Raw genomic sequence first — 18,927 nt, forward strand, 5'->3', positions numbered from 1 at the left:
GCGGCCGGCCAGGTGACCGGCAACGACAAGCTGGTGGCCGAGGGCAAGGTGCAGGAGCTGAAGGGCGAGGCGCAGAAGACCGCCGGCGACGTCAAGGACGGCGCCAAGTCCCTCGCCGACAAGATCACCGGCAAGCATTGACCGTTCACTGACCCGTCGCGGCGCTGGCCCGGCCAGCGCCGTCTCTTGCCCCCATGCGGGGCCCGTTCAATCCAATGCAGGAGACCGATATGAACCGCGACCAGATTCGTGGCGCGTCCCGTCACCTCAAAGGTCGCGCGCAGACCGCCATCGGCGGCCTCGCCGGCGACCCGGCCCGCCAGGTGCGCGGAGCCGTCAATCAGGTGGCTGGCGGCGCCCAGTACGCCTACGGCCGTGCCAGGGACCAGGCGGAGGATTTCGCCGAGGATGGCCGCCATCTCGCCCACGAAGTGCGGGAGCGGGCCGACTCTCTCATCGACGACGGCCGGCACTATGCCGAGGCGGCGCGCCACCGGGTGACGACCCACGGCCGCCGCGCCGTCCGGTATGCCGACGCCAACCGCACGACGACGCTGCTCGCCTTCGTGGGCGTGGCCGTCGCGCTGGGCTGGCTCGCCCGTTCTTCCCGCTGACCTCCGGAGATCCCGATGATCCGCAAGCTTCTCACCGCTCTCGTCCTTCCGCGGCTGATCGCGTTCGTCACGCGCCGCATCACCGGCCGGGCAGCCACGCCGCCGCGCCGGGGCTACTGACCATCGACGGTTAGAAGACCCTGCCGACCCATCACGGAAAGGACGCGCTATGAGCAAAGGATATCCTTCGATGACGGCCCTCCTGGGCCTGCTTGCGGTGGCGGGCTATCAGAACCGGGACAAGATCTCGGAGTGGCTCGGCACCCCCGCCAAGGACGCCCACGGCACGCTCGTTCCGCCGGTGGGTCGGACGTCGCCGGCGACCGGATCGACGATCCCGTCCAACCTGCAGCAGGTGTTGGGCGGCGTCAGCTCGGCCGGGGTCGGCGGCTTGATCGCCAGCGGGCTGGCCGAGCTCGTCGACCACTTCACCAAGGGCGGCCACGGCGTGGCGGCGAACTCTTGGATCAACCAGGGTGACAACCACGCCATCGCCGAGGCGGATCTGGAGCGCGCCATCGGCCCGCAGACCCTGGACCATCTCACGCAGCAGACCGGCTTGAGCCGCTCCGACCTCCTCGCGCGCCTGTCGCGGGAGCTGCCCTCGGCCATCGACCGCTACGCGACCGACGGGCGTCGCCTCGCCTGACCATCGAGCCTGAAGACCCCGGTCGCGCCTCCGGGCGACCGGGCATCCGACGTGGGCCGGCATCCGTCGGCCGCTGTCACGACGTAGGGGAATCGACACGTCATGATGGCCGCCCTGCGTCGCATCCTCGTCACCGCGTTCATCGCCGCGCTCGCCGGTCTCGGGGTCATCACCGCATTGCTCTCCCGGCGGCCGCGTCGAGCGCTCTCCGCCGGGGCAGACACCGCTTCGGCGCGCCTGCGCGGGCCGCGACATAGGTTTGGAGCCGTGCTTGACCGCAACGCGATCGGGCACGGCTCCAAACGCATTGCGACCGAAGCCGTGTTGACGAAAGCTGCCGCCGCTCCGTCATCCGCTGTCCGGATGACGGGCGGCCGCGGCCTGACCGCCGGGCTCGTTGCCGTGTTGCTGCTCCTGACGGGGTTGGCCGGCCTCGTCTACGAGCGCCGTGATGCGCTGCTCGACGCCGGTTCAGCCATACCCTCCGATGCTGCGAAACCGCTGGCCGCCCTGTCGCCCCCGGCGGCGGGGTCCGCCCGCGCGCCGGCTTCGGCGGCCGACATGCCGGCCGGGTCTGTCCGGACGACCGGGCCGGGCACGCCGGCCGGCCTCCCGTCTGCGCCCATGCCCGCTTCGGCCGTGCCGGACTTCGACGTCGTCCGCGTCGAGCCGAACGGCGAGGCGGTGATTGCCGGTCGGGCCGCACCGAACGCCGCCGTCGCGTTGCTCGTCGACGGCAAGCCGGTGGCCCAGGTACGCGCCGATGCCGGCGGACAGTTCACGATTCTGCCGCCGCCCCTCCCAACCGGCAGCAGCGAGATCGCGCTGCGGGCAATGCATTCGCGGGGCGACACGCAGCGCTCCGCGGCGCGCATCGCCGTTCTGGTCGCGCCATCCCGTGATGTGAAGCCGCTCGTCGCCCTGATGGAACCCGACAAGCCGACGAGGGTCCTCTCGCGATCGGAGGGCTCAGTCGCGACCGGCCCGATTCCCGCCATCGCGGCGGGGCGGCAGGCGCTCCGGGCCGAGGGGGAGGCGACGGCGAAGCAGAACCCGCCCGCGATGCATCGGGACGCATCGACACTCACGCCTGCTCCGCGTGGCTCCGACATCGACACGTCGCGGGCCGGAACGGGCAGGGCGGACGGCCAGAGGGCGTCCGATCCCGCTCATCCCCCGCAAGACCCGCACCGGGCGGAGGCCTCCGCCGACAGGGCGGCAACTCCGCCAACGGTGGCGAGCATCGATGCCCAGGACGGCGGGAAGCTGCTCGTCACGGCGCGCGGAGCCCCCGGGGCCCACCTGCGGCTCTACTTGAGCGGCACGCTGATCGCCCCGGCTACGGTGGGACGCGACGGAACAGTGACGTTCGCCATCGGCCAGGGTGTAAAGCCGGGAGACTACAGGGTGCGGCTCGACTGGGTCGATCCCGCGACGGGCAAGGTCCGCGACCGGGCAGAGGTCCCGTTCAAGGCTCCAGGTCCCGGCCACGATAGGGGAGTGGAATACGCCGCCGCACAGCATGGCTCGGCCTATCAGGCCGCCGGACCGGGCATCGCGGAGCAGCGGACTTCGGGGGATGCGATCCCGCCCAGTGCACACCCGGCTGACCAGGTTCGGCCCCCGACGACCGGCAGCCTTGCCGCCAACGGTCCGTCCGGGACCGGCAGCACCTCCGCGATCGACGTCCCCAGGATCGGGACCGTCCGCATCGAGCGCGGCGACAGCCTCTGGCGGATCAGCCGCCGCGCCTACGGCGAGGGCGTGCGCTACACCCTGATCTTCGACGCCAACCACAAGCAGATCCAAGATCCCGATCTGATCTATCCCGGACAGGTCTTCGTTCTGCCGCCGGAGCACGATGGAAAAGGCGGCGCGGATACGCAGCCCCGTTGAGGCCAACGGACCGCGAGCTTGCATTGCGGGCTGCACCGTACGTGGGTTCCGCAAGCCACCGGTGCGGGAAAAACCATGCGTTCGTCGCGGGGTTCATCAGGCTGCCGACCGTCGGTCGATTCCAGCGTACGATGAATAACGGATCATAATTGTATTTCATCCATGAACAGTGGCAAGTTGTCGCTCGCATGCAATTATAACCACTGATACATGAACAAAAATTCCGTAACACTGTTCTATGGCCGCCAACATAGAAGGATGAAGTCTTTGCGTCTGAAGATGATGTGCGGTGCGGCCGCCCTGGCCGCCTTCGGCCTCGCCACCACGGTGGCCACTGCTCAGGAAGGCGGTCTGTGCACGGACGACATCGCCAAGCTGAAGCGGGAACTCGGGACTCAGGTCGGAATGGGGGCGCCCGTCTCCCAGCCGGATGCAGGACAGCGGAAGGGGCCGAACGCGGGTTCCGACGCGCAATCGGCCGACACGACGGGGACCGCGTCGAAGGCCGGCGACAAGGCGGGTGACCGCGCGCGCCGCGAAGCTGGCGCCTCGCCGGGGACGGTCGGTGGCGTGGCGGGGCCCGTCGCCGCTGCGACCGGCACCGCCCAGGCCGACGCCGTGGCGAGCGGCCGAGTCGCGACCTCACCGGCAGACGTTCGGGCGCAATCCGAGAACAAGCCGACCGCCGCCGCGAAGGCGCAACAGGGCGATGCCCCCTCGGCCTCCGCGAGCCTCTCCACGGAGGACAAGATCTCGCAGGCCAAGACCGCGCTGCAGCGCGCGACGGATCTCAACGCCAAGGGCGATCAGTCCTGCCGCGACGCGGTCCAGGAGGCCAGGAACCTGATTCCGCAGCCTGCGCGCTGACCAAACAACGACCCGCCTCCGAGCCGGAGGCGGGACCGTTCACGACGGCCAACCGCGCATCCCTGCCCTCGGATCGTGGACCATGGCCCACCCTCTCCATGCGGCCTCCGACCAGGGGAGGCCTACAGCGCCGGGAGCCCTGCCATGAAGATGGCCATGAAAATCGTGTCGTATGCGGTGGCTGTGGCCGCGGTCTGCATGCTTGTCACAGTCGTGATCCAGTCTGCGGGTCTGCTCGCCGGATCATAGGGCGTCCACTGCTCTACCGTGCTCATCCGCAAGACACGCCTCCCAAGACACGCCTCCCAAGACCTGCCTCCCAAGACATGACGATGAAGGGAACGATGATCTACCTCGCTGGCTGTGCGGTCGAGGCCTGCCAAGCCGGGTGCGGCCAGTGAGGGCGCTTCCAATGCTCCTCGCAGCGGCCGTCCTGCTGGCGGGCGTGCTGTCGCCGGCCTTCGCACGGAACCCGCCGATCAAGGGCCCCGAGGACGCCAGGTGCCGCGACGAGGCACGCAATCACGTCTTCACGGCCCCGAACCCGAAGGGCCTCTCGCCTTACGGACTTGGGGCCGAACTCTACCACGCCTGCATGCGGCGCCTCGGCGCTGAGCCGGCCCAGACGCCACGCCGCTAGTGCTCTGACGCATTCACTTCGTTCACGCGAGTGAGCACGAGTTCTTTGGTTTTGCATCAATTTTTCCAGACTCGGCTGACGCCTCCGTCTGGATCGATGCACTAGGGGACGCTCCACGCCGGCACGGCCGATGCGGCCGTGAGCGTATCACCGCGTGAGCCTGCCGCTGGACCCGAAGCAGCGCCGTACCAAGTTCAAACAGACTTCCTCGACCGCGCGAGACCCCGGCCGCCGATCTTGGCCTGCCGCATCGCGATCCGGGGGGAGGGACAGGCCTGGCCGTGGCACGGATCCGGCTTTGCGGTCGATCGGGCCTGCCGGGCGAGACCGGATCGGCCCTGCCAGCTGCGGCAGATGTGGCGCGCCGGGTATCGTCTCCGCTACCAGGGCGCATCGGCGGGCTGCGCAGCGCCCGGCGACGGCAAATGTGAGGTCCCGATGTTCCTGAGCATCTTCGACATCTTCAAGATCGGCATCGGGCCGTCGAGCTCACACACGATGGGACCGATGCTCGCATCCGCCCGCTTCCTCGATGCGCTCCGCGAGCGCAGCCGCCGCTCGGCCGACATGCCGGCTTCGCTCCGCATCGAGGTCGTCCTGCACGGCAGTCTCGCCTTCACCGGGCAGGGGCACGCCACGGATCGGGCGGTCATCCTTGGCCTCCTCGGGTTGCGGCCGGATACGCACGATCCCGACGAGGCCGCCCGCCGCGAGGCAGCGCTGCGCGCCACAGGTCGGATCGACGCCCCGGGCCTTCCCCCGATCGCGTTCGCGGCCGGGCAGGGGGTCGTGTTCGATTACGGTCCGCCCCTGCCGGGCCACGCCAACGGCCTGATCTTCCGCGCCTTCGGCCAGGACGGCGCCCCGTACCTGACGGAGACCTATTATTCGATCGGCGGCGGCTTCGTTCTGACCGCGGGGGAACTGGCCGGGGGCGACATCAAGGCCGTCGATGCCTCCGTGCTGCGCCCCTATCCGTTCGGAAGCGCCGCCGAGATGCTCGCGATGGGCGCGGCGTCGGACCGCAGCATCGCGGCCATGAAGCGGGCGAACGAAACGGTCAGCCGCAGCGACGCCGATCTCGACGACGGCCTCGATCGGATCTGGGCCGTCATGGACGCGTGCATCGATCGCGGTCTGGCCACCGACGGGACCCTGCCGGGCGGCCTGAATGTCCGCCGCCGCGCCCGGCGCATTCATCAGGCGCTGCTGTCGGAGCGGGGCACCAACCGCGTACAGCCGCACGTCGCCAACGACTGGCTGTCGGTCTACGCGATGGCGATCAATGAGGAGAATGCCGGCGGTGGACAGGTCGTGACCGCGCCGACGAACGGCGCCGCCGGGGTCGTCCCCGCGGTGATGCGCTACTACCGCGACCACTGCATCGGCGCGGACCAGACCGGGATCCGCGATTTCCTGCTGGTGGCTGCGGCGATCGGCGGCCTGATCAAGACCAACGCCTCGATCTCCGGTGCCGAAGTCGGGTGCCAGGGCGAGGTCGGGTCGGCCGCCGCGATGGCGGCCGCCGGTTTCTGCGCCGCGCTTGGCGGCAGCAACGCGCAGGTCGAGAACGCCGCCGAGATCGCCCTGGAGCATCACCTCGGTCTCACCTGCGACCCGATCCGCGGGCTGGTGCAGGTTCCGTGCATCGAGCGCAACGGCCTCGGGGCGATCAAGGCCGTCGCCGCCGCGTCGCTGGCGCTGCGCGGCGACGGCAGCCACATCATGCCGCTCGACAACTGCATCGAGGCGATGAAGCAGACGGGGCGCGACATGAGCGTCCGGTACAAGGAAACCTCGACCGGCGGCCTCGCGGTCAATCTTCCGGAATGTTGACGGCGTGCGCCGAACGGCGACGGCCGCCCACGATGAGGACAATCCGATGGAGACCCTAACCGCGGCGCGCGACAGGGGCGGACCAGCCGCCTTCATCCCGCCCATGCCGCCGCTGGCACCGGACCGCGTAGGGGCCCTCGGGGTCCTGGCCGGCCTGCGCCGCAACGCCTACGCCGCTTTTCCGCCCCGGTGCCGCGCCCAAGGCGTGGTCGTGATGCCCATGCCCGGCCGCCACGTCGTCATAGCGGCCGGCCCGCAGGCGATGCGCGACGTGTTGGTCCTGGCGCGCTTGCTGCGGGACAACGACCTCGTCCTCGACGACGACGCCCCGGTGCTGCCGGTCGGGTCCTTCGCCACCCGGCCGAGCCGATCCCCGACCTTCCGCCTGCAGCCCTGCGCGTGAGGGCGAACGCCGCCAGACCGGCTGGATCCTCACGCGCGGCGTGGCGGAGATCCTCGGTCGTGCCGCATCACCGGCCAGCCGGAGCCGCGTGCTCCGCCACCGGACCCGACGGTCCCAGCGCGGCCATGAACGCCGCGAGATAGGGCCGCCACAGCGTGGCGTAGCGCAGCGACTGGTGGCCATGCGTCTCGGCGGAGGCCGGGACCAGGACGAACTGCGCCCCGGGGATCCGCCGGATCGCCGGATCCATCACGCCGAGCTCGATCGGATTGAGCGCATCGTCGGCGAAGTTGATCGCCAGGAGCTTCGCCTTGATCTCCCCGAGCCGGGGCAACGGATCGTAGTCGAACGACGAATCGAACCAGTACAGCCAGTCGTTGGCGTCGACCTTGCCCGCGTAATTGGCGGCGAGCCGGCCGTAGAGCGTCACCGCGTCGGCGTTGGTTGGCGCCGCCTGTTGCTGGCTGAGCACGCTCTCGGTCATGATGTTGAAGATCGGCAGCACCTTGGTGAACTGCGTCGGTTGCGTCTCGTAATCTCCGCCCTTGTAGTCCGGGTCCGAGCGGATGGCCTCGATCACCAGGCGCCGCCACAGCGCGTTGCGCCCGCTCACCGGGATCGGCTGGCTGGCCACCGCCACGAGGCCGTCCATCATGCCGGAGTGGCGCTCGCCCCACATCCAGGCCTGCATACCGCCCATCGAGGTGCCGATCACCGCCCGCAAGTGCCGGATCCCGAGCCCCTCGGTGACGACGCGGTACTGCCCTTCGACCACATCGCCGTAGCCGTAGCGGGGAAATCGCCCGCGCAGGCCGTCGGAGGGTTTCGATGAGCCGCCGCGGCCGAGCCCGTCGGTCAGGACGACGAAGTACTGCGCCGCGTCGAGCGGTGCGCCCGGCGCGAACAGCTCCGGACCCATCGTCGGGGCGAGGAACTGCTTGCCGGTGCCGGTCGTGCCGTGGAGCACCAACACAGCGTTGTCGATGTCCCCGTTCGCGTCGCGGTGGGGGCTTCCGAGTGTCGTGTAGTGCAGCCGCGCCTCCGGCAGGACGGCGCCGCTCTCCAGCTTGAAGCCCGCGACGACGAGATCCGCCTCGTGCTGGTTCGGATAGGGGGCCGGGTCGCCCGCCGCGCCGGACGCGAATGCGATCGCCCAGGCGGCGAGGATTGTCCGCGTAAGACCGGTCCGGCCGGCCGAGGCTGTGGTCGTCATGGCTCCAACTCGCTTCCCTGGCGGCTCTAAGCCCTTGATGGGCGTTCTCTCACGCCGAGCCGGTGCCCCCCTCGGCGCAGAGCGCTCCTGTCGCCGCGACCCGCGTGCCGAACGTTTTGGCACAGGTCTTGGGCAGATCACCGAGCCCGGTAGGCGACCCGGATCTCGCCGACCCCGTCACAGGTGCCGTGCAGGACATCCCCGGGCCTGACCGCACTCACCCCGGCGGGGGTGCCGGTCATCAGCAGGTCGCCGGGCAGAAGCTCGACCGCCCGCGACAGGCAGGCCAGTGCCTCCGCGACCGACCAGATCATCTGGTTGAGATCGCCGCTCTGGCGCTCCTCGCCGTTGACGGCGACCGCGATCCGGCCCGTGGCCGGATGGCCGATGCGCGCGGCCGGGACGATCGGGCTGATCGGGCAGGAGCGGTCGAAACCCTTCGACAGGTCCCAGGGCCGCCCGAGCTTCTTCGCCTCGGCCTGGACGTCGCGCAGCGTCATGTCGAAGCCGACGGCGTAGCCGTAGACGAGCTCCAGGGCCTCCGCGGCGTCGATATTCGCGCCGCCCCGACCGAGCGCCGCCACCAACTCGACCTCGTGGTGGAGATCGTCGGTCTGGTCCGGGAACGGCAGTTCGCCGCCGCCGGCGACGACCGCGTTGGCCGGCTTGGCGAAGAAGAACGGCGGCTCCCGGTCGGGGTCGTGGCCCATCTCCCGGGCATGCGCGGCGTAGTTGCGACCGACGCACCAGACCCGCCGCACCGGGAAGGCGGCGGCCTCGCCCTCCACGGGGATGGTCGCGAATGCGGGCGGCTCGATCACGTAGCGCATCGTGGGCTCTCTAACCAATCCTGCATATTGGTTAGAAGCGGAAGCGAGGGGCGTCAAGGTCATCGATACACCGCTGACGGCCCAGGCCGCTGCGGCAATCTCTCCCGGAAGGATACCGGTTCGGCGCAAGAGAGCGCGTCGAAACAAAGGCTTAGAGCCATGCCCGCTTGCAACGCGATCTGGCCCGGCTCTAGACGGGACAGCATGGATCCCGACGCCGCCCCGGTTCTGACGCTCCTGCAGGCCTATCTCGCGAAGACGCGGCTGCCAGCCGACGGCCGGCTGCCGCCCGAGCGGGTTCTCGCCGAGGCGCTCGGGACATCGCGGGGGGAATTGCGCAAGGCGCTGTCGGTGATGGAAGCCGACGGTCAGCTCTGGCGCCATGTCGGTAGAGGCACCTTCCTGGGATCGCGCCCCCTGGCGGCGATCGATGAGGTGGCGGCGCTGGCGACCCGCGCGACGCCCCCCGACCTCGTCCAGGCGCGCTTGGCGGTGGAGCCCGAGCTGGCGGCCCTCGCCGCCCTGCACGCCGCGCCCTCCCAACGCGACGCGCTCCGCCGGGCGCTCCGCGCGAGCTGCGGTGCCGGGCAGACATGGCGCGGCTACGAGCTTGAGGACGCGCGCCTCCACCGGGTGATCGCGCTCGCCGCCGGGAACCCGCTGCTCCTGTTCCTGTACGATCACCTCGCCGCCATCCGGCGCGTGATGACCTGGGATCGTCCGCGTGCCGCTGAGGAGGGGCCGCCGGCCGATCACCCATCCTTCGCCGAGCACGACCGGATCGTGGCCGCGATCGCCGCGCGGGATCCAGCCGCGGCCCGGCGCGAGATGGCCGCTCACGTCACGGCGGTTCACGCCGCGATGGCACCGGCCTGATCCTGCCGACGATCCGAGGTGTCGCCGGAATTCGGCTCGGCCGGAGGGCGAAGGGGCGCGGACGGACCGGTTGCGATCCGTGCCGCACACCGGTGCCACACGCGGCGCTGCCTGAAAGCGGGCGTTCGGCTGCACCAAGCGCCGTGTACTAAAGGGGGGGCAGTCTGAGATGTGACGCGCGTAAACTTCTGGGCACCACATGCTAATATAGGTAAGGAATTGCGTCCCGTCGATCAGTTTCGGTCGGCGAAGACCGTCGCAGGAAAGGCGGCATTGCCTTGCCGGATAGGTTCGAACAAAGCCGCATCGACGCTGAGATCGGCCGCAGCGACGCCAGCCAAGATCCGTTCGCCGCTGCTGTGCGGGCGACGCGGATGCCGATGCTGATCACCGACCCTCACAAGCCCGATAATCCGATCGTCTTCGTCAACGACGCATTCTACAATCTGACCGGATACGCCCGTGACGAGGTGATTGGGCGGAATTGTCGTTTCCTGCAGGGGCTCGAGACGCGACGCGAGGACATCGACAGGCTGCGCGAGGCCATCGCACGTCGGGTGGCGATCGAGCTCGATCTGCTGAACTACAAGAAGAATGGCGAAACGTTCTGGAACCGGCTGCTGATTTCCCCGGTCTTCGATCGCGACGGCGAACTCACTTTTTTCTTCGCCTCGCAATGCGATGTGACCCTCGAACGGGAGAAGCTGGTCCGCGTCCAGCGCGATCGGGATGCCCTGGAGCAGGAGGTCGAGCGCCGCACCCTCGCCCTGACGCGCAGCGAGGATCGCATGCGCTTCATCATGAAGGCGGGCCGCTTCGGCTCGTGGACGCTGGACCTGGCCGACATGCGGCTGGTCGCCTCCGACGTCTGCAAGGAGAATTTCGGCCGGGATGTGCACGAACCGTTCGGCTACGCGGAGTTGGTCGCGAGCATCCTGCCGGAGGACCGGTGCCGCATGCAGGCGGCCGTGCAGGCCTCGATCCGCGACCGCACCGACTACGACATCGAGTATCGCGTCCATACACCGAAGGGTGAGGCGCGCTGGCTGCAGATCCGCGGGCAGACCTTCTACGACGTGGACGGCCAACCGTTGAGCATGGCGGGGGTGTCGATCGACGTCACGGAACGCAAACGCACCGAAGAGTTCCGCGCCCTTCTGGCCGCCGAGCTGAACCACCGGGTCAAGAACTCGATGGCGACGATGCAGTCCATCGCCCACCAGACCCTCGGCAATGCCGCGTCGCTGGCCGACGCGCGGGCGACCTTGGACGCTCGGCTGCAGTCGCTGTCGACCGCCCACGACGTGCTGACTCGCGAGAGCTGGGATGGGGCGACCCTCGCGGAGATCGCCGAGAGGGCGCTGCAACCGTTCCGCCAGAGGGATGGCAGACGGTTCAAGGTCGGCGGTCCGCACGTGAAGCTGTCGCCCCGACAGGCCCTGGCCTTCGTGATGGCGCTGCACGAACTGGCGACCAACGCGGTCAAGTACGGCGCCCTGTCGAGCGGCGCGGGCCGGGTGATCCTCAACTGGGATGTCGTGGACGGCGCGCGGCCCGAGCGCCTGTGGGTGCGCTGGGAGGAACTCGGCGGCCCCCCGGTCGCCCCGCCGCAGCGCAAGGGGTTCGGCTCGCGGATGATCGAGCGGGCCCTGGCCGCCGAACTCGACGGAACGGCCGAAATCGACTACCGGCCGCGCGGCTTGGTCTGCACGGTCGAGGCTCCTCTGCCGGACCTGGCCGGACCCCCTCAGGGTTAAGGGTCTTGGCCGGTCGCAGGCTTCGTAGCAAAATCGGCGGCCACTTCTGCGAAACCTGCTCAGAGCGCGCTTTGCCGAAGTGGATACCGGTTCAGCCGTGCGGCATCACCGATACCGCGGCCGGTGCACTTCCGAGCCCTCGTGGGACTGGTCGATCGGGCTCCAGAAGCCGTCCGTAGACGCACTGCGCGGACGCACGGGAACGTACCCGCCGTCCCAGCTGCGAGGCCTTAAGTCCGGTGTCCTACCGATGCCATCATCGCCATAGCGATACATCTCGACGCGGTCGCCTTCGGTCTGGCCGCGCCTGTCGACGGGGTCCGTCGTCTCGCTCGCGCTGCGCGGCGCGCGCTTTATCGTTGCGGGCTTCGCCTCAAAGTAGTCACGATAATCCCCGTAGGCCTCGCCCGCCGGCGCACTGACAGTCGATCCGAACACCATGGCGACTGCGAGCAGCATCTTCATGGTCGTACACCGTCTGCCTGTGCGTCGACATCTGGCAGATCTGAAATGCACGTCAGCCTGCCGAACCGCGTGAGATCATAGACCGCCTGTTCGAAAGCGCGGTGACATACGACACGGCCAAAATCTTGCCTGCGCCGAACAGGATTTGGGGTTGTTCAGGCCTCGCGATCGTTCCGATCTCGCCCCAAGCGGCAAGACTCGGCCGTTTCGGAGGCGCGGCTCCTGGGCCGTAACCACGCGTTGAGCTCTCGGTCTTGGGAGCCTATGCATAGGCCCCATGGACCTCCAACTGCCCGCCATACACGCCCTGGCTCCGTTCACCCGCAAGCCGCCGACCGGACAGGCCGCGCCGTTCCTGCCGATGAGCCGCGCCGAGATGGCGGCGCTCGGGTGGGAGTCCTGCGACATCGTGCTGGTGACGGGTGACGCCTATGTCGATCATCCGAGCTTCGGCATGGCGATCATCGGCCGGCTGCTCGAAGCGCAGGGATTCCGGGTCGGCATCATCGCCCAGCCCGACTGGCAGTCGGCCGAGCCGTTCAAGGCGCTCGGCAAGCCGAACCTGTTCTTCGGCGTCACCGGCGGCAACCTCGATTCGATGGTGAACCGCTACACGGCGGACCGGCGGCTGCGCCACGACGATGCCTACACGGCCGGTGGCGAAGGCGGCCGGCGCCCGGACCGCTGCACCATCGTCTACACCCAGCGCTGCCGCGAGGCCTTCAAGGACGTGCCGATCGTGCTCGGCGGCATCGAGGCGTCGCTGCGCCGGATCGCGCATTACGACTACTGGTCCGACAAGGTGCGCCGCTCGATCCTGGCGGATGCGAAGGCGGATCTGCTCGTCTACGGCAATGCCGAGCGCGCCGTGGTCGAGGTCGCGAACCGGCTCGCGGCCGGCGAGGCGCCGCACCAGCTCGATTCGATCCGGGGCGTCGCGCTGTTCCGCCGCGTGCCCGGCCACTACACGGAATTGCCCGCCGACGACCTCGATTCCGCGGACGAGGCCGCCACCCGCCGGCCCGGCGCGACCGTGATCCGGCTGCCCGCCTACGAACAGGTCAAGGACGACAAGGAGGCCTATGCCCGCGCCTCGCGCGTGCTGCACCGGGAGGCCAATCCCGGCAATGCGCGCCCGCTGGTCCAGCGTCACGGCGACCGCGACCTGTGGCTCAACCCGCCGCCGATCCCGCTGACCAGCGACGAGATGGATGCGGTCTACGACCTGCCCTACGCCCGCGCTCCCCATCCGTCCTACGGCGATGCGAAGATTCCCGCCTGGGATATGATCAAGTTCTCGGTGACGATCATGCGCGGCTGCTTCGGCGGCTGCACCTTCTGCTCGATCACCGAGCACGAGGGCCGCGTCATCCAGAACCGCTCGGAGGACTCGATCCTGCGCGAGATCGAGCTGATCCGCGATAAGACGCCGGGCTTCACCGGCGTGATCTCGGATGTCGGCGGGCCGACCGCCAACATGTACCGAATGGCCTGCAAGGACCCGAAGATCGAGGCGGCTTGCCGTCTGCCCTCCTGCGTCTTCCCGGACATCTGCCCGAACCTGAACACCTCGCACGACGACCTGATCCGGCTCTACCGCAAGGTCCGGGAGGTGAAGGGGATCAAGAAGGTGATGGTCGCCTCGGGCGTGCGCTACGACCTCGCGGTCAAGAGCCCGGAATACATCAAGGAACTCGTCACCCACCATGTCGGCGGCCGCCTGAAGATTGCCCCCGAGCACACCGAGCGCGGCCCCCTCGACAAGATGATGAAGCCGGGGATCGGCACCTACGACCGCTTCAAGGAGATGTTCGACGCCGCCGCCAAGGAGGCGGGCAAGAAGTACTACCTGATCCCATACTTCATCGCGGCCCATCCCGGAACGACCGACGAGGACATGATGCACCTCGCGCTCTGGCTCAAGGCGAACAACTACCGCGCCGACCAAGTCCAGACGTTCCTGCCTTCGCCGATGGCGACCGCCACGGCGATGTATCACACCGAGATCAACACCCTGCGGGGCGTGCGGCGCGGCGGCAGCGAGCCGGTCGACGCGATCAAGGGGCTGCGGCAGCGGCGGCTGCACAAGGCGTTTCTGCGCTACCACGACCCCGAGAACTGGCCGCTGCTGCGCGAGGCGCTGCGCGAGATGGGCCGCGCCGATCTCATCGGACCGCGGCCGGACCAGCTCGTGCCGTTCTCGCAGCCGCCGGGAACCGGGGCGGGCGCGGGCAGGACGGGCGGCCAGCCCCGCCCCGTGTACCGCCCGGGCGGTGGCCAGAGCTTCACCACGAAGGGCGTGCCCCTGCGCAAGTGACGCTCGCGCGCCGCTGACGATGGATGGTCCGAGACCATCTGCCCGTCGCGGGCCGCCATCGTGATGCCGCCGCGGCCGGACGTAAGGCTGCGATCGACGCCGGTGTGATCGTGTGGGCCAGCATCCTTCAAGGCGGGACCTGGCGCACCACCGGACGGTGGTAAGCCTGCTTATGCGCAGGTCGTCGATCCGGGCTCAAAGCACACGCTGCTGCACAGATATAGAACGAATAGTGAACGTACGTGGGGCTCAAGGGCGGAGCCATCGGTTGGGCCCGCCGTGGCGGATGCAACGTCGACGGGTGTGGACAGCCCGCGCGAACGCAAGCTTCAGCGGTGACCGACGCTGATTTTCGCCCGGTCGGAGCGACGAAGGCCGCGTTCGCGACCCTGCGTCCCCGCCGCATCGGGGATGCCGCGGCCCACCCCGTGGGGGCTCGTGCGGACGGCGATCGAAACGCCATGTGCCGCGCCGGGTCCGACACTATCCCGAGCCGCGTTCAGTTGTATCAGATGGTCATTGCAACCTTAAGACGAAATCAACTATTCAACCACAAGCTGTTGATATCGAGGGCGCCGCCAGGTGGCCGCGGGCGCCGGGAGCTGCATCCGCTAGAGATTTGCAGATGTCTGGGGAATTCTACATCATGCTGGGACTAGACAGCAAAGTAAACTGCTTTCGGCGACGCGCTCACGTCAGAGCACTTCTGCTCACGACTGGACTTTTCGGTGCCGTTGCCGCGTCTCCCGCCCACGCGCAACTGCTCAGGGGCGCTTTCGATACAACCGGTGGGGGCATTCTCGGCACCGGCTTGTCCGTCGGCACTACAACCCCTGGCAGCGGCATCGTTGGGACGGGTCTGACGGTCGGCACGTCCGGATCCGGCTTGCTCGGGAGCGGGCTCGGGGTCAGCACCAGCGCGCCCGGCAGTGGCGTGCTTGGAACGGGCCTGAATGTTGGCACCTCCGGAACGGGCCTGCTCGGGAGCGGGCTCGGGGTCGGCACCAGCGCGCCCGGCAGCGGCGTGCTCGGAACGGGCCTGAATGTCGGAACGAGCGGAACGGGTGTTTTGGGCACCGGATTGCTCGTGGGTACGACGGGTCCGGGTGACGGTCTGCTCGGGACAGGCCTCACGCTCGGGACGTCCAATACGGGCGGCACCGGTGGTGGCACCGGCGGCACCGGAGGTGGGACTGGCGGCACCGGTGGTACCGGAGGTGGGACTGGCGGCACGGGCGGCACCGGCGGTGGCCAAGGCATTTATATCGTGACGGGCACTGTCACGCAGTCTCAGGGCCAGACTGTCGTTACCGACCTCCGGCTCTCCGCGTTCTCCGATCTCACGGGTGTGGCGGCCAACAACACCAGCCGCTTGCCCGGTCCGAGCGCAGGCGGGGATGATGCGCTGGCCGTCGGTTCCGGCGCGAGCGCGTCGGGTCCGGCGTCGACCGCCGTCGGGACCGGTGCCCGCGCCGCACAGACCGGGAGCGTGGCCCTCGGTTACGGGGCCGGTGCGCAGGGTCTCGGCAGTACGGCGGTGGGTACGGCATCGGTCGCGCTCGGCGATGGGAGTACCGCCCTGGGTTTTGCCGCCGGCGCAGGCGGTTCGGGATCCACGGCGGTCGGCGCGACCGCTTCGGCGGGCGGAGACGGCAGCGTCGCGCTGGGCAGCGGCGCGCGGGCCGATCAAGCGAACGCGGCCGCCATCGGTGCCAACGTCCGGACGACGCGGGCCAACCAGGTCGCGATCGGCACGGCCGTCAGCACCTATACGTTGGCCGGCATCGCCTCGCCGGCGAGCGCGGCGGCTCAGAGCGGCCCGACGAACTTCGTAACCACGGACGCCAGCGGCAATCTCGCGGCTTCGGCCTACGGACCCGCGAGCATCGCGAGCATGGCCGGCCGGGTCGACGCGGTCCAGTCGCAGGTGAACACGCTGGAGGCCAAGACCGACGCCATGCAGCGCTACGCCATCCAGACGCGCAAGGAGGCTCGACAGGGTGTCGCCATGGCGATCGCCATGGCAACGGCGCCGATGCCCTCCGCACCGGGCAAGACCACCTGGGCCACGAACGGGGCGACCTATCGCGGTGAATGGGCGGGCGGCGTGGCGGTGGCGCACCGGCTGCCCACCTGCTGCGTGCCGATCGCGGTCACGGCGGGGGTCGCGTATGGCGGCAACAACGCGCTGGGAGCCCGCGCGGGCTTGGCCGGCGAGTTCTGAGACGATCGCAACCCCGAGCAGGCTGCATCCGGCGTGATGGCTCTGCGCCGGTCCGCGAACGGGGTCGAAGATCTCCGGTGACCGGGTGTCCCTGAAGCAGAGCGGGCCGCCGACGTGCGGCCCATCCCGCCGGGGTCCGCGCGCGGACACCATCCGGGCGCCGGACACCCGCTTGAATGACAACGTGAGCCGTGCCTGAACGCATCGCCATCGGGCGCGGCTCTCAGCCCTTGTTCTGAAATTCTGTGCCGCGCCGAACCGGTTTGCTGTTCGGCGCGGCGCATTCTAGCGGCCGTCCAGCGAGGGACCACCCGACGTACCACCGGTACCGGGCGGCCCGCTGGTCGGTGTTCCGCCGATATTCACGTTCGGCGTCGTTCCAACCACGGGGGAATTGCTGCGATTGGCCTCGTTGCCTCTGGTGATCGGGCTGGGGCCCAGATCCCGGGCGCCGGGGCTCACGCCTCCGGTGCCGGCCGGCGGGGCCACGCCCGTATTGCCGGCGCCGCCGGTGACGACCTGGGCCGCGGCCGGACCCGCCAGAGCGATGCCGAGGGCTCCGACGAGCGTGATTGTAGTCCGGACCATGCGGTCTCCCCGTGCGACTGTTGCAGCACAGGAACGGCCAGGGCGGGGCACGGTTCAACCGGACGTGCGTGCCGGCGGGTCCGACCCGTCGTCCCTGTCGGCCCGAGGGGCTCCCGGGCATCGGTCCCGTGCGGGATCGCAACGGCCAGGGCGGCCTTGCGTCTCGCACGGGAGGCGCGAAGGCCCGCGTGCGGGCTTATCCCTTGAGCTGCTTGTTGCACGCCGAATAATAGCCGCCGCCCTTCTGGATCCATCGCGCGTCGCCCAATGTGCCCGCAGCCTTGGCCGCGTTGTAGCTGTCCAGGCACGTGTGCATCCGGGCCTTGCCCGGCGACTCCTTGGCGTATTTCGGGTCGACGGCGCGCGGGTAGGCGGCCGATCCGGGGGTCGCTGCCGGTGCCGGAGCGGTTCTCGATGCGGTCGTGGTCGGCGCTGGCGCGGAGGTGGATGCAGACGGCGCAACCGGGTTCGGCACCGTGGTGCTCGAAGCGTCGGCCGCCGCGCCGCACGACGCCTTGCGGAAGTCGTTCCAGGTCTGACCGTTGAGTGTGCCGGCCTGCTTGGCGGCTTGATACTTCACCGAGCAGTCCTTGGTGGACAGGGCCGCGGCGGGGGTGGCAATCGCGACACTGCCTGCGATCAGAAGGGCAAAAGAGATTAGGCGGCCCATGATTACGAGTCTCCAATGCATCATTAGTGCAAGCGGAGAGCGTAGTGCAGTCTTAAGCCAATGGAAGCGTGTCTGACACGTTTTTGTAGCCCAACCGGTCACCGAGCCTGGTCAGCCTTTGCGTCATCCGCCGGGCGCGGCGTCACGCCGGGGTTCGCTGGCCGGGTGATGGAGGCCCCATCCATGCGGCCTTCCGATCACGGCGGCCGGAGCGATGCCCCAACCCAGGCTGATGGGCGATGAGAACGCAGGGGCGACTCCGCGAGGGATTGCATTACCCGGAGTGTAGCATTTGGATCACACTCAATCGATCACGGTGCGGCCGAGCGCAACCCTAATGCCGCTGAGTTGTTTGCGTGCTCGGCCGCGGACATCGCGATGTATTCCCGTGTCCAATCGGATGTTCACGGACGGTTTACTATGCGACGCTGCCTCATGATGGTTGGGTGTGTCCATAAAACTACAGCCAATTCGATCAGAGACCGGTAGCCTTGGCACCAGATCGAAACACTGGATCAACCCCCATGACCAAGCTTCTCGCCTCGCTCGCCGCCTTCACCGCCCTGACCGCCGCCGCCTCGGCCGCCGACCTGCCGCCCCGCGCCGCCCCGCCGCCCGTGTTCACCCCCGTGCCCGTGTTCACCTGCTCGGGCGCCTACTTCGGTCTCAACGCCGGCTACGCCTTCCACGCCTCCAGCCGCTCCACCGGCAACAGCTTCGGCCTGCCCTTCCCCTACGCCACCCCCGCCACCCTCGCCACCTTCCGCAACAACCGCCAGGCCTGCTTCTCCGGCGTCCCCCAGAGCGGCTTCCACTTCCAGCTTCACCCGGGCCACCGCGTCGACGTCCGCATCGGTGACTACGCCCCATGCCTAGACTTCGGCCGCAGCCCGAACAGCCCCTGCCTCGCCCGCGGCGCGCTCGCCCCCGGCTACTACGGCACCGCCCCGCGCGGCCTGTCGAGCCTCGACTACTTCGGCACCGTGCGCGGCCGCCTCGGCTACGCCTTCGACCGCACCCTCGTGTACGGCACCGGCGGCTTCGCCTACGGCTCGGGCAGCGCCGACCGTTCGTTCGGCGGC

At 69.2% G+C, this 18,927-nt stretch carries 18 protein-coding genes; 13 read left to right on the forward strand and 5 right to left on the reverse strand.

The features are described from left to right. The 8 genes from MKK63_RS18630 to MKK63_RS18665 all read left to right on the forward strand — a co-directional run. The coding region (locus MKK63_RS18630; protein WP_243999258.1) for a CsbD family protein at positions 1 to 141 on the forward strand (141 nt) is incomplete at its 5' end. An 89-nt stretch (positions 142 to 230) separates the two neighbouring features. Beyond that, positions 231 to 614 (forward strand): CsbD family protein, encoded by a 384-nt coding sequence (locus tag MKK63_RS18635; protein WP_244004396.1) that lies wholly within the window; start codon positions 231 to 233, stop codon positions 612 to 614. Between the two features lie 169 nt (positions 615 to 783). Continuing rightward, a complete protein-coding gene (locus tag MKK63_RS18640; RefSeq protein ID WP_244004398.1) occupies positions 784 to 1,263 on the forward strand; it encodes a YidB family protein in 480 nt (159 codons plus the stop codon). Between the two features lie 102 nt (positions 1,264 to 1,365). Continuing rightward, positions 1,366 to 3,159 (forward strand): LysM peptidoglycan-binding domain-containing protein, encoded by a 1,794-nt coding sequence (locus MKK63_RS18645; RefSeq protein WP_244004400.1) that lies wholly within the window; start codon positions 1,366 to 1,368, stop codon positions 3,157 to 3,159. 258 nt (positions 3,160 to 3,417) lie between these two features. Further along, positions 3,418 to 4,026: a hypothetical protein gene (locus MKK63_RS18650; RefSeq protein ID WP_244004402.1), complete on the forward strand. Its 609-nt coding sequence runs from the start codon at positions 3,418 to 3,420 to the stop codon at positions 4,024 to 4,026. 412 nt (positions 4,027 to 4,438) lie between these two features. After that, positions 4,439 to 4,666: a hypothetical protein gene (locus MKK63_RS18655; protein ID WP_244004404.1), complete on the forward strand. Its 228-nt coding sequence runs from the start codon at positions 4,439 to 4,441 to the stop codon at positions 4,664 to 4,666. Positions 4,667 to 5,104: 438 nt separating this feature from the next. Continuing rightward, positions 5,105 to 6,502 (forward strand): L-serine ammonia-lyase, encoded by a 1,398-nt coding sequence (locus MKK63_RS18660; RefSeq protein WP_244004406.1) that lies wholly within the window; start codon positions 5,105 to 5,107, stop codon positions 6,500 to 6,502. Between the two features lie 46 nt (positions 6,503 to 6,548). Further along, positions 6,549 to 6,905: a hypothetical protein gene (locus MKK63_RS18665; protein WP_244004408.1), complete on the forward strand. Its 357-nt coding sequence runs from the start codon at positions 6,549 to 6,551 to the stop codon at positions 6,903 to 6,905. Positions 6,906 to 6,972: 67 nt separating this feature from the next. On the opposite strand, the gene MKK63_RS18670 is transcribed toward MKK63_RS18665, so the two are convergent. Continuing rightward, complete coding sequence (locus MKK63_RS18670; protein ID WP_244004410.1) at positions 6,973 to 8,118, reverse strand: alpha/beta fold hydrolase; 1,146 nt, start codon at positions 8,116 to 8,118, stop codon at positions 6,973 to 6,975. Positions 8,119 to 8,255: 137 nt separating this feature from the next. After that, positions 8,256 to 8,948, reverse strand: a complete 693-nt coding sequence (locus tag MKK63_RS18675; RefSeq protein WP_244004412.1) for a fumarylacetoacetate hydrolase family protein — start codon at positions 8,946 to 8,948, stop codon at positions 8,256 to 8,258. A 204-nt stretch (positions 8,949 to 9,152) separates the two neighbouring features. Between MKK63_RS18675 and MKK63_RS18680 the strand changes: the two genes are divergently transcribed. Then, complete coding sequence (locus tag MKK63_RS18680; protein WP_244004414.1) at positions 9,153 to 9,824, forward strand: FadR/GntR family transcriptional regulator; 672 nt, start codon at positions 9,153 to 9,155, stop codon at positions 9,822 to 9,824. A 278-nt stretch (positions 9,825 to 10,102) separates the two neighbouring features. Continuing rightward, complete coding sequence (locus MKK63_RS18685) at positions 10,103 to 11,581, forward strand: HWE histidine kinase domain-containing protein (protein ID WP_279574744.1); 1,479 nt, start codon at positions 10,103 to 10,105, stop codon at positions 11,579 to 11,581. Positions 11,582 to 11,686: 105 nt separating this feature from the next. On the opposite strand, the gene MKK63_RS18690 is transcribed toward MKK63_RS18685, so the two are convergent. Beyond that, a complete protein-coding gene (locus MKK63_RS18690; protein WP_244004416.1) occupies positions 11,687 to 12,046 on the reverse strand; it encodes a hypothetical protein in 360 nt (119 codons plus the stop codon). Positions 12,047 to 12,407: 361 nt separating this feature from the next. Here MKK63_RS18690 and MKK63_RS18695 point away from each other — a divergent pair, with 361 nt between their 5' ends. Together MKK63_RS18695 and MKK63_RS18700 are read left to right on the forward strand one after the other, a co-directional pair. After that, the gene (locus tag MKK63_RS18695) at positions 12,408 to 14,363 is read left to right on the forward strand and encodes a YgiQ family radical SAM protein (protein ID WP_409564531.1); all 1,956 of its coding nucleotides are present in this window, start codon (positions 12,408 to 12,410) and stop codon (positions 14,361 to 14,363) included. Positions 14,364 to 15,249: 886 nt separating this feature from the next. Further along, entirely contained in the window at positions 15,250 to 16,587 is a 1,338-nt protein-coding gene (locus tag MKK63_RS18700; RefSeq protein WP_279574745.1) for a hypothetical protein, read from the forward strand. A 285-nt stretch (positions 16,588 to 16,872) separates the two neighbouring features. Here MKK63_RS18700 and MKK63_RS18705 read toward each other — a convergent pair whose 3' ends face one another. Together MKK63_RS18705 and MKK63_RS18710 are read right to left on the reverse strand one after the other, a co-directional pair. Next, positions 16,873 to 17,175 carry a hypothetical protein gene (locus tag MKK63_RS18705; RefSeq protein WP_244004420.1) on the reverse strand — a complete coding sequence of 101 codons (303 nt, stop codon included), beginning with the start codon at positions 17,173 to 17,175 and terminating at the stop codon, positions 16,873 to 16,875. Positions 17,176 to 17,371: 196 nt separating this feature from the next. Continuing rightward, a complete protein-coding gene (locus MKK63_RS18710) occupies positions 17,372 to 17,845 on the reverse strand; it encodes a hypothetical protein (RefSeq protein WP_244004422.1) in 474 nt (157 codons plus the stop codon). 524 nt (positions 17,846 to 18,369) lie between these two features. Between MKK63_RS18710 and MKK63_RS18715 the strand changes: the two genes are divergently transcribed. Further along, positions 18,370 to 18,927 (forward strand): outer membrane protein (locus MKK63_RS18715; protein WP_244004424.1); only part of this gene is annotated, 558 nt, incomplete at its 3' end.

The organism is Methylobacterium sp. J-088 (assembly GCF_022829295.1).
Lineage (GTDB): Bacteria > Pseudomonadota > Alphaproteobacteria > Rhizobiales > Beijerinckiaceae > Methylobacterium.

Coding starts and splice junctions, on each gene's coding strand:
- MKK63_RS18635 (WP_244004396.1), top strand. CDS start 231: ATGAACCGCGACCAGATTCGTGGCGCGTCCCGTCACCTCAAAGGTCGC.
- MKK63_RS18640 (WP_244004398.1), top strand. CDS start 784: ATGAGCAAAGGATATCCTTCGATGACGGCCCTCCTGGGCCTGCTTGCG.
- MKK63_RS18645 (WP_244004400.1), top strand. CDS start 1,366: ATGATGGCCGCCCTGCGTCGCATCCTCGTCACCGCGTTCATCGCCGCG.
- MKK63_RS18650 (WP_244004402.1), top strand. CDS start 3,418: ATGAAGTCTTTGCGTCTGAAGATGATGTGCGGTGCGGCCGCCCTGGCC.
- MKK63_RS18655 (WP_244004404.1), top strand. CDS start 4,439: ATGCTCCTCGCAGCGGCCGTCCTGCTGGCGGGCGTGCTGTCGCCGGCC.
- MKK63_RS18660 (WP_244004406.1), top strand. CDS start 5,105: ATGTTCCTGAGCATCTTCGACATCTTCAAGATCGGCATCGGGCCGTCG.
- MKK63_RS18665 (WP_244004408.1), top strand. CDS start 6,549: ATGGAGACCCTAACCGCGGCGCGCGACAGGGGCGGACCAGCCGCCTTC.
- MKK63_RS18670 (WP_244004410.1), bottom strand. CDS start 8,118: ATGACGACCACAGCCTCGGCCGGCCGGACCGGTCTTACGCGGACAATC.
- MKK63_RS18675 (WP_244004412.1), bottom strand. CDS start 8,948: ATGCGCTACGTGATCGAGCCGCCCGCATTCGCGACCATCCCCGTGGAG.
- MKK63_RS18680 (WP_244004414.1), top strand. CDS start 9,153: ATGGATCCCGACGCCGCCCCGGTTCTGACGCTCCTGCAGGCCTATCTC.
- MKK63_RS18690 (WP_244004416.1), bottom strand. CDS start 12,046: ATGAAGATGCTGCTCGCAGTCGCCATGGTGTTCGGATCGACTGTCAGT.
- MKK63_RS18695 (WP_409564531.1), top strand. CDS start 12,408: ATGAGCCGCGCCGAGATGGCGGCGCTCGGGTGGGAGTCCTGCGACATC.
- MKK63_RS18705 (WP_244004420.1), bottom strand. CDS start 17,175: ATGGTCCGGACTACAATCACGCTCGTCGGAGCCCTCGGCATCGCTCTG.
- MKK63_RS18710 (WP_244004422.1), bottom strand. CDS start 17,845: ATGGGCCGCCTAATCTCTTTTGCCCTTCTGATCGCAGGCAGTGTCGCG.